Source organism: Bacillota bacterium, assembly GCA_024655925.1.
Lineage (GTDB): Bacteria > Bacillota > DTU025 > DTU025 > JANLFS01 > JANLFS01.
The window spans coordinates 17648-30840 of record JANLFS010000022.1 but is presented as its reverse complement, the minus strand read 5'-3'; the positions used below and the strand labels follow the sequence as shown (position 1 = coordinate 30840).

The following is a 13193-nucleotide window of genomic DNA, read 5'->3' as shown; positions in this document are numbered from 1 at the left end:
GCCAAGTACCTGGCGGCCTCCGGTATATCGGGATTCGTCGGGTCGCACTCAAGCAAGGCCAAAAAGGCCCATGCCGTGGTCTCAACGGTTTCGCTCCTCCACGGCGAGTACGGGTCCTCGAACCTCCAATATGTCCCAGATTCGGATCTGCGCGCCCCGGCTGCGAGCCTCTTTATGAGGGATGTGGTCCGCTCTTTGTCTCCGGCTGCCCGGGCTGCCAGCGCTGCGAACGCGAGAGTCCTCGAATCCGAAGTGTTATTGGCAAGTATCTTGAGCCGAGAGAGGATCGCCGGGGTCGCGCGGCCGGTCTCCGCCAACACATAGGCCCCGAAAGCGAAGGCGTGAAGGTCGGGTTTGGAGGCGACCTTGACGGTTCTGAGAATCCCAGCAAGATACTCCGACGCTCTTTGGACCGACTGCTTGCTTACGAGGAACCCGGCCCGAGCCGCCCGGTCCAGGCCGTACAGGACATACGCAGTCATCCAAGGCGAGCTTTCGTCATACTCCCACCACCCGAAGCCTCCATCGCCGTGCTGGAACTTATAGAGCCTCGCGAGTCCGGCATCGACCATCTCCCTCAAGGCATCCGGGGTTTCGGCGCCCGGAAGCCCTAGGGACTCGAAAGCTTCGGACGCGGCGACATCCGGCAGGAACGCGCTCACGGTCTGCTCCACACACCCGTAAGGATACTGAACCAAATAATCGAGGGCGGAGGTCACCACTCCTGCGTAGCCCGGAGAAACCGTCACCGACAGCCGGCGGGTGCCCGGCACTATATCATCTGGCGCGTTGAACTCTGCGACTCGCTCATGAGGCCCTACGTCCGCAGGGATCTCTCCAGCCGAAGACCAGACCCTCTCCTCGCCGAACGGCTGAACCGGGACGTCTATCTGCACAGAGTCAGTGAGTAGAAGGGATCGGGCGTGCATGACGAACGTTGCCCGGCCGACTTCCGTCGGCTCGACTTCCCATTCCACCCGAGCCTGCCCGCCCGGGGGGATCGTCACGTATTGCTTGGATGGCCCTTTCAAAGAGGCGCCCTCCGCGCTCAGGCTGATTCCCACGCTCCTCGTCTCGCTCGTGTAGTTATGGACGACCGCTGCCGCCTGCCCCCGGTCTCCCAGAGTGTAGAAGCGCGGCAGCACGAGCCTTCCGACGAGCGGCTTGCTTACTGCGATCTTCTCTTCAGCCTGCCCCACCGCAGTGGAGAGGGTGTGCGCACGAACAGTAGCCCTCCAGGTCGTCAGGGAGTCCGGCAGCGTTACTTTGACGGTCGCCGTGCCGTTCGCGTCCGTCGTGATGGATGGGAACCACGCTGCCGTGTCGGGGAAGTACTTCCGAACGGGTTGGGAACCGCCCTCTTTGTCGGCGCCGCCATAATAAGTGACTGGGAACGAATGCTCGGTTGTCACCGAGTTGTAGCGCCGGCCATGGAAAAAGTCTCCGATCGCGGGGGTGGCATCGGGCCTTACCGCATAGATGGACTCATCGACCAGCCCGAACGACACCTCGGCCTCTACAGGGCTGCCTTCGGAGTCATGCGTCCTGATAGTGTAGGAGGCGGTGTCGCCGGGTCCGTACTCCCGCTTATCCGGCTCGATAGTCACCGTAAGAGCGCGGCCTGGGTCGGAGACGTTCATGACCTTTGACTCCATTATGATCTCGCGCCCGAGGACAACCGTCGCCACGACATAGGTGTTCGGAGCGTGGGCTGAGCTAACAGGGATCTCGGTCAGAGCCGACCCCTCGGCCAGGCGAACGACCCTCGCCTCTCTGATCTGCGAGTCTTCCACAGTCAAGAGCGCGCAACTTGCTTCGGGGGGAGCGGAAATCAGAACGCGCGCGGATTCGCCCAATTGGTAGACATCCCGGTCGAGCACGACCTGAACATCTTGACTGAACTCCCGCGCCCACGCCCCGGCCCTGGCCGGAACCCACACATACGCCTCTGAAACGATGTCGTTTCCTCTGGAGTCGCGGCCCCGCGCCACCAGGACCAAGTTGCCTCCTGCCTCCGCGGTTACCTCAATCCGGGCTTCCCCTGACTGCCCGGTTGAAATGTCGTGAGTCTGGACTGGGGTGTCGACCGTGCCAGTCTTCGTGTACCTCCGCCTCATCACCGTCAGGGTCAAGCGCTCATCCACAGGCGACCCATTGAGATCGGACGCAAGGATCACGACGGTAAACGGCTCCCCTACGAACGCAATGTGTCTGTCCGAGGAGACATAGATGTCGAATAGGCCGCGCGCGACAGGCACAATGCCTCTTCCAGACGCGGATCTCCCGGTTAAGTCGGTGACCTCGGCCTCCAATATGTACTTGTAGTTCTTGCCCTGCGACGGAGGGGCGTCGAACGATATTAGGCCAGCACCTGACGAGTCCGTATTGACCGTACCGTAGGTGACGAGTTCCCCGTAGTACCCGCCGTAGAGGCGCTCCCATTCCCTGTACTCCTCTCCCCATTCAGAAGCCTGCGAGAACCGCCCGGAGAACCCCGTCTCCTGCCGGTAAACTCGCCATTCAACCTTCGCGCCCGAAACCGGGGCGCCGAAATAGTAGTCCGCCTGCACGGTCGCGTTCAAGGTGTCGCCTGAGACATACATGGGGCGATCGAAACTCACATCCACAGACCACTCGGGCTTCCTGTACTCAGAAACGTCGAAACTCCCGTAATGGGTCTCGACGCCCACCGTGGCGATGATCGAATACATGCCAAGGGCAGGCTCGGGTCCGAGTGTGAATTCGCCGCTCACCGACCCCCAGGAGTTGGACTTCGCCTCCGTGGCCGCCACAATGTTGTTGTAGGGATCCCGGATCTCGATTCCAACATCCTGCCCCGGGATCACTTCGTACCCAGACGCAGTCTCAAGCCTGCACACGGCTTTCCAATAGACCTTCTGACCCGGCCGGTACACCGGCCTGTCCGTGTAGATGTAAACGCGGTGGTCCCTCGCGTCCCACCAGTAGGAGGAATACAGAACTGCGAAGTCGTCCCCGCGGACTCCGGTCACCATTGATGAATCAACACGGTGTGGCAGATTCACCCGAACCAGCCCGTCGTCCCCAGTCACCTGCGACGCAACCTCGGATCCCGCGCGCTCGATCTTGACCGACACCCCGGGCACGGGGGCACCGCCAGCAAGATCAACCGCCCAGACGAGTAGGGCTCCTGCAGACTGCTTGGACACAAGCCCCAGGCTGGTCACGGTGAACCAGGCGGTCTGCGTCTGCCGAACCTGGGGCGACGAGGCTACCACAAGGTAGCTTCCTTTGGGAAGCGGGTCGAGTTTGATGCCAGTCTCGACCCTGCCCGACCGAGCGGACACAGGAACCCGAACCGACCGGACTAGGCGTTTGCCCGGCACCGCTTGGGCGTCGACGGAGAAGATCCGCTCCGACCCGCCGGCGGAAAGGTACGCTCTTGCGTTGAACTCGTAGATGTCGAGGCGCGCGGTGGAAAGCCTGTAACCTCGTACGCCTATTTCCGGCTGCTCGCCCGGCAGGTAAGCCCTTGCCGTGGCAAACACCCAAAGGTACGGCTCCGGCGACGCCCCGGCCCATGCCGGCAAGCATACTGCGATAACAAGCGCGCTCAAGGCGACCGCGCATCCGAGGCGAAGTCCCCACTTGGCTCTCATGGTTCATACCTCCATTTTGGCCGCACGCCGGCGGATCAGAGTCATTTCGGTCTTCCCAGGGATGAACCAAGTCTTATTGTCTGGAATCTCAGGAGCTCAAACCGCTCCCCGGAGGAAATCCCCGCCTCCTCCCGAGCCCAGCTCACCTGTTTCGCATGAGTGAGGGCTTCGCCAGGGAGAATGACGCCCGTCCTCCCGCCGGCCCGAACCAAGACCCCATAAACCCTTGGGTCCCAGGTTTCCCGCGCATCCACCCTCTCGACCCTGCCCACTATGGAGACGGCGAACTCCAGATCCGCAAGCTCGTTTCGAGTGATGGGAGGATGCCTCAAATCCCTCGAGACCACCATGGCCCCTGCCCGCGCAATCTCCTCTCCCAGGTTCGCGCATTGGGGCCAAATCGAGCCCACGCACGCCCTCACGGTGCCGCGCCGGATCGCGGTTACGAAAACCCCGGCCGACGCCCTTTGGAGAGCGTCCCTGACCTCTTGTGGGATCTCCGGGGCGGATAGAACCTCGCATGCCCGAGGGGGCGGCTCGCCCAAAGCGGCGTTCTCCGCGGCTGTGCGGGCGATGGCCTTTGCTGCGGCCTCCAGAGCCGCCCGGTCCAGCCTGCCGAGCTCGGAGACGACATCGGACGCGCGCATCGTGCCCCGTCCTCCGGGCAACACGAAGGCCGCGGTCAAGGTTAGAGCGAAAAGCGCCACCAAGACAGCGAAGATAAGACCGCGGCCGGATCGAGGAGTCCATCCTCCAGGCACAGCGCTCTGCACCTCCTCTGAGAGCACGTTTGGCTACGCGTTTAGTTTCTTGAGGACGAACGCCATGTTTCGGGTGAGAGACTGAAGTGTGGCTACGCCTTCGGCGTCGGCTTCGATGTCTTCTGGCTTGAGCCCGAACAAGGAGTTGCATCAGGAGGCGGATGGAATGACCATTTCATTGATTCCTAAGAAGAAGTCGATGGCGGCACATACGAAATTGGATCCCGCTCCTTGGCCTGCAAGACCAGACAAGACTAGCTCAAGGGCTCGTCTGGCGTCGCCGCTGGGACTTGGGCTTCCGTTGAACGCGACAACCTTCATGCCGATGCTTCCGAAGCTAGCCTTAGGCTTTCAAGCGGAGTCATTCGCCATCGGCGCCGGGTATCCTACCCCTCATTGAGGGGATCTGCTTCCAGGCGGTAGATGCACCGTTGCGACGATAAAAGAGCGTGCCAAGATCACGGGCCTCCTCCAGGTCGCCGGCGATGCATGCGGCAGCGCGATCAGCGGCTCTTGGGGACTCTTTCGTGCGCCCAAGTCGGGAGAGTGCAACTGGTGAGAAAGCGTAGAGCAGGTTGTGGCGAGTTTGTTGGTTGGCGTTGTCTTCTTGCGCCAACAGATAAGTGAGAGCACACCGGCGATCCCGGGACCGGTGTGCCCGCCGCGGGAGAACCGGGTCTAGACCTGAGTCACAGCCACTCCCAACATCCCGGGGCCGCCGTGCACGACCAAGGACCCGCTCATCTCAGCGTAGATGACTTCCTCGAACGAGATCTTCTCCTTCAGCTGCTCAAGAAGTGCCCGCGCCTGGTCGAGGGCGTCCGAGTGCATGATGACAACACGCTTCGCCCGGCCTTCACACGCCTGGGCGGCGAGTTCAATCACGCGCCGCGCGGACGACTGGAAAGTGCGGACCCTCTCGATGGCCTCGACGAGGCCGTCTCGGCACGCCAGGACAGGTTTTATCGACAGAAGCGTAGCCACCATGGCCTGGACCTGAGGCACCCGGCCGCTTCTGCGCAGGTACTTCAGGGTTGGCAACGTGACGAATATGTGAGTCGTCTGGATGCCTCTCTCGATGATTTTCATGATCTCCTCCGGGCCTTTGCCCTCCAGGGCGGCCTCAGCGGCGGCGATCACGATCAGTCCCGTCCCCATGCCGGCGGTCTTGGTGTCGACCACAGTTATGTCGGCCCCCTCGATCATCTCGGCTGCAAGCTTGGCAGCCTGGCAGGTGCCGCTGCCTTTCGACGTGAGATGGATGGATATGATCGAATCGCACGTTCCCACCAGGCTCTTGTAGGCGTTCACAAAGTCACCTGGAGAGGGCTGCGAGGTAGTGGGCATGACAGGCTCGTCGAGCTTCCGGTAGAATTCCTCTCTGGTGATGTCCCATCCTTCTTTGTAGGACTCGGCGCCGAACTGGATCTGGATGGGCACTACTGTGATGTCGTACTTCGATACGATCTCGGGCGGCAGGCCGTTGGAGCTGTCAGTGACTATCTTAACTCTGGGCATGAACAGACCTCCCCTCCACTTATGTTAGACGGGAGGTCTCGGGAAACGTGTCGTGTCCAGTCGGGAAGTTTAAGACAGTGCTTCCACCTGTTCGCGAATGGCCTTCCTTGCCCTCTTGAGCCGGGAGCGTACGCTCTCGATGGAGCAGCCCATAGCGACTGAGATGTCCTTGTAGGAGAGGTTGCGCACCTCCCTGAGCCATATGACCGCCTGGTCGAGCCTGGGAAGAGAAGCAATCGCCCGCCTCATGACATCCAACTGTTCGCGTTCCATCGCCTCTTCCTCGGGGCGCACCGACAACATCTCAGACAGCCGGGAGAGAAGCCCCGAGCCGTTTGCCACAAGCTCATCCAAGGAGACTAGCACAGGGGCGGCAGCCCGCCGCAGCCGGTCTCTGTTGATGTTGAGCAGGATCTTGTACAGCCAAGTGGTGAAGGAACTCTCGCATCGGAACTGCCCGATGGATTTCGCCGCCCGCAGGAGTGCTTCCTGCACGGTGTCTTCGAGATCCTGGCAACTGCCGCAGATACGCGCAGCCATATTCCTCGCGGTTCCTATGTGCTTGCGGAACAGCTCATCCAGGGCATCGCTGTTGCCGTCCTTGCACCTCTCGATCAGATCCTCCAAGAAACCCGCCCTCCGCTGTGTCCGCTCCGCCTGGAGCACCCGTCATCGTCCCTACCGGGCCCGGATCAGCCTGGGGTCCCGGGTTAGCGGGCGCGACACATCTATGTGGCCTGCAATGGACTCAACCCTCGCCCCGTCCACCAGAATCTGCACCCTGTCGACATCGGGGAACTCAGTCAAGGTGTTTACGATAGACCCTACGATCATGGCCTCTCCCTGGCTCCCAACCTGAGGCCTGGTCAAGGCCGCGGAGAAGTCCGCGGTCGCCGTTCCATTCTCCACCGAGACCGATCTCACCTGCACGCCCCTGGGTATGGAGGTCGTCAAATCCGTCTCCTCCGGAAGCGGCCCTGCCAAGAGCGCCCTCAGGGCAGCGAGTGGCCCCGGCTCGTCGCCTCTGGTCGTCCGGGCCACCGGGACCAGGAACATATCGGTGGGTGTGTGTTTCTCAAGATAGATGGTCACCGCTCTCGTGGGGAGCGCGGCGATTCGCCCACCTAGGTCCGCGACGTCCTGCTCAAGCCCTGCCACCCTCCGGTCCAATGTTGCGAACTCCCCGCGGATGTCCCTCACCGCCACATAGGCGAGCCCCGCCACTATGAGGGCTGCGAGGGAGAGGATGAGGGCGATCGTCTGCATCCCCTGCGATTCGCCTCTTTGCGCCATGACCCCACCTCCTTCCACCGGTATGCTTCCCATTGGAGGATTCAATATGAGATGAGGCCGATCTCCGCGCCTGGGTAGTAATGACGCACGACGGCTGCGTGATCGTATCCCATCCTGGCCATTGCTCTCGCTCCGTACTGGCACATCCCGACTCCGTGGCCGTAACCCGCGCCGCGGAACTCGAAGCTGTGGGGAGGGTCGCCCACCGCCCGCACTACGAATACACCGCTTCTGATGACCTCCGTCCCTCCGAACGCGTTCCTTATAGCATACTCCCCCGCGATCTGGAATTCCCCCCGGGACGTCCTCACCGTGACCAGCTTCGCCGCGCCACGCCCGGTCCGCTCATCCACCCTGATCTCAAGGACATTCCCTGGAGGCGCCCCTACCGCGGCCAGGAGAGACACTAGCGTGGACTGTGTGTGCGAGATCGACCATCGATGCCCGTTCGAGCCGTAGCAGTATACTGACTGGTCAGGTGAGTCTATGTACGCAGAGACCAGCGACTCACTGGACAAGTCGGGAAGCGAGTCCAAAGCCGGAGATCCGCCAGGCTTGCACAGGACAGGCTGCATGTATGGCACATCGAGTCCCCAGAGCTCCTTCGGGCTCTCTGTGACCCCACCGCACGATGCGTGAAACTTAGCGGACTTGGCAGGCGCACCCGCGTAGAACAGGACCTCTCCACGGGTCGCCTCGACTGCCTTTCGAACGTTCGGAGCAGCAAGGTCGCGCCAGGCGCCCGAGTATACCTGACAATGAGTGGTTGCGCACAGATCGAACCCTTCGCGGGAGTGACGTGCCGTCGCCCCGAGGGCCTCCGTTCTGGAGACCACTGCCTGAGCACACAATGCCTCAAACGGAGATGTGGGCCCCATCTCCGATGAGAGCACCCCGAGGAGGTAGTCGTCGATTCCGATGATGTTCACGACCGTCAGGCCACCGTCGGGCCTGGGTATGATCTCCAGGCGACCCCTGTATATCGCCCCCGGCTGCCCTACCCAGATGAAAGCCTCACCTGGAACGTGAGGCACGGCGGGATCCGGCCCCAGTCGCATGGATATGGTCCCTCGGACATAAACGCCTCTCGATCCTTGCGCCTCGCAGACAAGTCCCGGGCCTGTCTCATCCACCACCGCCCGGATGCACAGGACTCTCCCGGCCCCGGGCCCGGCCTTATCCGCCCCAACCAGCCCCGCAGATGTCAGCCCGGCCGTGGCCGACCCCGATCCGGTCGATCCTGCCGAGACCGATCCTATCGTGATCGGCCTGTCGGAACCCAGCACGATGGAGGAGCCTTCCTGGGCCGGGATCGTCGCTATGCCTATGCGAATCTCTCGAACCGGCCCAGGAACGATGTTGACCTGCCCCAAGCCGCGCGCCTGAGGCGAGACCTCCCGGACCGCGCCCTGCTCGGGTTTGGTCGCAAGCAGCCAGAGTCCATCCCTGCCCGTGGCCGCGAGGCGTTCGCGCAGAGCTTGTGCCGGGGTCCGCTCGGCCCACGGTCCGATCAGAACTCTGAACCGGACCGACCCATTCACTTCCGCCGGGGATATCCGGGCCTCGTACCCCGAATCCCACAGCCCGGACGCCACGGCCCAGGCCTTCTCATACCGGTCGACAGAAGCCACGACGACCCAGAAGAGGTCGTCTCCTGAGCTCGCCGCCCCACCCCTGGGGGCGAGACAAAGAGCTATGGCCAGCGCCAGCAGGATCAGCCATCTGAGAGCCCAGCGTGTGGAGGTGATATTCACTTCACTATGGCCTCCTGTGAGGTGTCAGTTGCCTGATGCCGACGACGTCCGGGATGTGCCTTGCAGAAATGGCGTACCCCGAGACCGTGAGGTAGAGGACTGCGGGCCACGGCTCAGCCAAGGCCCACCCGAACACTGGCAGGCAGGCTGATGCGATCGCCGACGCGAGTGGGATGGATCTGCATGCGCCAAAGGCCACGCCCCAGGCAAGAGCCGCAACGGGAGTGACTGCTGGGGCCAAGATGACGCAGGAGCCGAAGAACGTTGCTATAGCCTTGCCACCGCGAAACCCGTGCCATATAGGGAGAATGTGACCGATGACCGCGGCGGCCCCGCCGGCCGCCGCCCCAAGTTGGGAATGGGCGATGAGCCCGCCCGCGACAGTCGCCAGCATGCCCTTGGCCACGTCCCCTCCGGCGACCAGGACGCCCAACTTGATTCCGAGAACTCTCGCGGCATTGGATGCTCCGGTGTTGCCGCTCCCTATACTGCGGATATCCTTGCCCGCGAAAACCCGGCCAAGAATCACCCCGGTCGAGATAGATCCAAGAACATATCCGAGGATCGCAGCAATGACGACTCTCACGCGCTACACCTCCCCGGCTATCACGCTCATCCCCTCCGGGAGCAAGGTGAACTCCATCTCGGAAGCATCAAACACTTCTCCGTCTATGTGGAACGGCTCCATCCTGCCACACTTGATCCTGACAGACTTCGCCCGCACAATCCGAACCTCGGGGAGTCTGACGTGGGTTCCACTGATGACACGCGGAAAGGACTGCAGGAAGCGAAGTTTGGACATGTTGGCGACGACACACACATCGAACACCCCGTCGTCTACGGACGCTTCAGGGCATATCCTCATGCCGCCGCCGTAGCTCTGCCAGTTTGCCACTGCAACAAGGAGCGGCGCATCGACGACCACTTCCTCCCCGTCCACGACCAGGTGCATCCTCTCGGGCGCGTAGGTCCAGATTACCTTCATCACCGCGAGTATGTACACCAGGATCCCCCGGGCGAACTTGAAACCTTGGTTCACCTCCCGAGTGACCCTGGCGTCGAATCCCACTCCGAAAGTGGATATGAAGTACTTGTCGTTGACCCGGCCGAGATCCACACGACGGGTCTTGCCTGCGGCGAGGATCCGGCATGCCTCCCTGACATCCTTCGGGATACCCATCGCCACTGCGAAGTCGTTCCCGGTGCCGCAGGGTATCAGGCCAAGAGTAGCGCCTGTGCCGGCAATCCCGTTTACAACTTCGTTGGTTGTGCCGTCTCCGCCCATGGCGGCCACTGTGTCGAACCCGCTCTCCACTGCCCTGCGTGCGACCTCGACAGCGCCCCCGGGGCCCGTGGTCCTCTCGATCTCGAAATCGACCCCCATGCCGGAGAGCACAGCCGACGCGACGTCTTCCTCACGCCCTGCTCTGCCCCTCCCGGCACGGGGGTTCAGCACGACCTTCACGCGCAAACCGCTGACCCTCCCGTGAAAAGACAAACTGACCTTCTATGTTCCACGTCGGGTCCGGCTTTCCTGCTCCGAGTGCCCTGAAGCCCCGGACAGGTGCCTGGAGAGGTGGGACAGGCCTGCAGCGAGGTCTTCGTCGCGCACGAACACGCCCGGGGGGACCCGGACGCTCACGGGCGCGAAGTTCCAGATGGCGATTATACCCGCGCTCACCAGAAGATCTGTCACAGCCTGCGCGGCATCCCCAGGGACCGTGACGATCCCCATCTGGATGGCAAGCCGCCTGACGACGTGGGGCACTTCGGCCACATCGAGGATCGGCAGGCCGTCCAGCTTGGTGCCGATCTTGGATGGATCAGAGTCGAACAGCCCCACTATGCGGAGGCCGTACTTCTCGAACCCCGGGTACCGGCAGAGCGCGGCGCCCAGTCTCCCCACCCCCACCAGCACAGCCTCGGTGCGGTTCCTCAGGCCCAGGATCTGCTCGAGCACGTCGAGGACGTCCGGCACGCTGTACCCGATTCCAGCTTTGCCGAATTCCCCGATGCTCGAGAGATCCCTTCTCACCTGAGCCGGGTCGATCCTCATGAGGGACCCGAGCTCGCGCGAGGACACGTGGGACCGGCCTTTCTCCGCAAGCGAGTTCAGTGTCCGGTAGTAGAACGGAAGCCGCCCGAGAGTCGCCTTGGAAGTCTGAACGAGTTGCTTCACTCGCCGCATCACCTCCTGGAGGACTCAGGAACGTGCCAGGCGCGCAAGTATCTCCTCCTCGAATACCCGGTCGATCTCGTCCTCAGTAACCTTGTTTATAGTCTTCCCATCTACGTCCATATTAGGGCCACAGTCGCACTGCTCCAGGCAGAAAGTGGCGTTGAGGTTCACCCGGTCTGAGAGTCCCTTTTCCTTCACACGGCGCATGAGCCCATGGAGCACATCGTATGAGCCTTTGAGATAACAGGACGTACCTACGCACACACTCACGTTAAGCTGCCCATCGGCCTCCTCTGTGTAGAGTTTGATACTCTCCCCGGCAATCCTCCGTCTCGTCGCGTACGACGTATGGAGGAGTTCGTGCGAGACCTCGCCCCCCGGCTTGCCCAGGAACTTCTCGTAAAGCTGCTTGACGAACGGGTTGTCGTGAGCTCGCCTGAGCATCTGAAGCTTATCCACGTCATACAAGGCCCTTGCCCGTTTCTTCCTGATCTCCAGGTGACCCGGTCTGGGTTGTCCGCCGCCGCCGATGCACCCGCCCGGACACGCCATCACTTCCACGATGTCGTACTGGGCCTCTCCCGACCGGATCCGCCTCAAGACCTCGGCCGCCGCCCCCAGACTATGGGCGACTGCGACTCTGATGGTCCGCCCGCCCAGGGTCAGCTCGGCCTCGCGGACGCCCTCGGTCCCTCGGACTCCCTCAAATACCAATTTAGCTGGGCTCCCGGGCTCCAGGATGCCGGCTGCAGCCCTCAGCACCGCCTCGGCCACTCCGCCAGTGTTCCCAAAGATCATGCCGGCGCCTGTCGCCATTCCCAGCGGCACATCGAAAGGCTCCACCTCTAGCCGCTCGAAATCCACCCCGGCCTCCTTGATCATTCTCGCTAGTTCGTGCGTGGTCACGACGGCATCAACGTCCCGCCGCCCACCCGGAGCGAACTCCTCTCTCTGCGCCTCGAACTTCTTCGCGGTGCATGGCATGATGGAGACCACGTAGATGTCCTCCGGCTTCACTCCGAGTTCGGACGGCAGGTAGTGCCTCGCCACCGCGCCGAACATCTGCTGAGGTGATCTGCAAGACGAGAGGTTTGACACGTACTCCGGAGCGTATTGCTCCACGTACTTGACCCATGCGGGGCAGCACGACGTGAACTGCGGGAGCCTCTCGCCCCGCTCGAGCCTATCCAGGAACTCCGCGCCCTCCTCAAAAACGGTAAGGTCGGCCGTGAATGACGTATCGAACACGTAGTCGAATCCGATCCTCTTGAGAGCGGACACTATCTTCCCCGTGACGATCTCGCCCGGCTCGTGCCCGAACTCCTCGGCAAGCGATACCCTGACCGCCGGGGCGACTTGAGCCACTACCTTCTTCGACGGATCGTAGACGGCCTTCCACACCTGGTCTGTACAGGAGTTGATGGTCAGGGCCCCGGTCGGGCATACCGTCGTGCACTGCCCACACTGGACACAATCGACATCCGCCAGCTGCTTTCCGAAGGCCGGCATGACCATGGCCTTTGAGCCTCTGTAGGCGAAGTCGAGTATTCCGATGCCCTGGACTTCCGAACATGCCCTTACGCAATCTCCGCAAAGTATGCACTTGTTTGGATCTCGCACGATCGCGGGTGTGGACGAATCCAGCGAGAACCTTCGGTCAGCCTGTCCGAATCGGACTTCACTGACGCCGAACCTGTCAGCGAGGTCCTGCAGTTTGCACGAGCCGTTCTTCGGGCACGTGGTGCAATCTCGGTCATGGTTCGCCAGCAGGAGCTCGATGATGGTCTTCCTGATCCGCCTGAGTTTGTCGGTGTTAGTGTGGACCACCATCCCCGGCTGAGGCGGGACTGTGCACGACGCCACTATTCCCATCTTCTCCACTTCGACCACGCACATCCTGCACGCGCCGTACACTGAAAGTTCGGAATGGTAGCAGAACGTCGGAAGGTCCACTCCGGCCTTGCGAACCAGTTCCAGGAGATTGCGCTCGGATTCTATTGGAACACGTGTCCCGTCTATGGTAACAAATGACTCAGCAGCCATCAGTCGG

Annotated in this window: 10 protein-coding genes; all 10 read right to left on the bottom strand. The window is 62.1% G+C overall.

What is annotated here, in order from left to right; translation table 11 throughout:
• A partial coding sequence (locus tag NUW23_05145; GenBank protein MCR4425563.1) for an MG2 domain-containing protein occupies positions 1 to 3638 on the bottom strand: 3638 nt, incomplete at its 3' end.
• Positions 3639 to 3679: 41 nt separating this feature from the next.
• Positions 3680 to 4399 carry an AMMECR1 domain-containing protein gene (locus NUW23_05140; protein MCR4425562.1) on the bottom strand — a complete coding sequence of 240 codons (720 nt, stop codon included), beginning with the start codon at positions 4397 to 4399 and terminating at the stop codon, positions 3680 to 3682.
• Between the two features lie 678 nt (positions 4400 to 5077).
• Entirely contained in the window at positions 5078 to 5917 is an 840-nt protein-coding gene (locus tag NUW23_05135) for a DegV family protein (GenBank protein MCR4425561.1), read from the bottom strand.
• A 69-nt stretch (positions 5918 to 5986) separates the two neighbouring features.
• Positions 5987 to 6544: a sigma-70 family RNA polymerase sigma factor gene (locus NUW23_05130; GenBank protein ID MCR4425560.1), complete on the bottom strand. Its 558-nt coding sequence runs from the start codon at positions 6542 to 6544 to the stop codon at positions 5987 to 5989.
• Between the two features lie 51 nt (positions 6545 to 6595).
• A complete protein-coding gene (locus NUW23_05125; protein ID MCR4425559.1) occupies positions 6596 to 7210 on the bottom strand; it encodes a GerMN domain-containing protein in 615 nt (204 codons plus the stop codon).
• Between the two features lie 41 nt (positions 7211 to 7251).
• Positions 7252 to 8964 carry a SpoIID/LytB domain-containing protein gene (locus NUW23_05120; protein MCR4425558.1) on the bottom strand — a complete coding sequence of 571 codons (1713 nt, stop codon included), beginning with the start codon at positions 8962 to 8964 and terminating at the stop codon, positions 7252 to 7254.
• 4 nt (positions 8965 to 8968) lie between these two features.
• Entirely contained in the window at positions 8969 to 9550 is a 582-nt protein-coding gene (locus tag NUW23_05115; protein ID MCR4425557.1) for a glycerol-3-phosphate acyltransferase, read from the bottom strand.
• Between the two features lie 3 nt (positions 9551 to 9553).
• Positions 9554 to 10429 carry a diacylglycerol kinase family lipid kinase gene (locus NUW23_05110; GenBank protein MCR4425556.1) on the bottom strand — a complete coding sequence of 292 codons (876 nt, stop codon included), beginning with the start codon at positions 10427 to 10429 and terminating at the stop codon, positions 9554 to 9556.
• Between the two features lie 42 nt (positions 10430 to 10471).
• Positions 10472 to 11143, bottom strand: a complete 672-nt coding sequence (locus tag NUW23_05105) for a redox-sensing transcriptional repressor Rex (GenBank protein ID MCR4425555.1) — start codon at positions 11141 to 11143, stop codon at positions 10472 to 10474.
• Between the two features lie 24 nt (positions 11144 to 11167).
• Complete coding sequence (locus tag NUW23_05100; protein MCR4425554.1) at positions 11168 to 13186, bottom strand: NADH-dependent [FeFe] hydrogenase, group A6; 2019 nt, start codon at positions 13184 to 13186, stop codon at positions 11168 to 11170.
• Between the last annotated feature and the right edge of the window lie 7 nt (positions 13187 to 13193).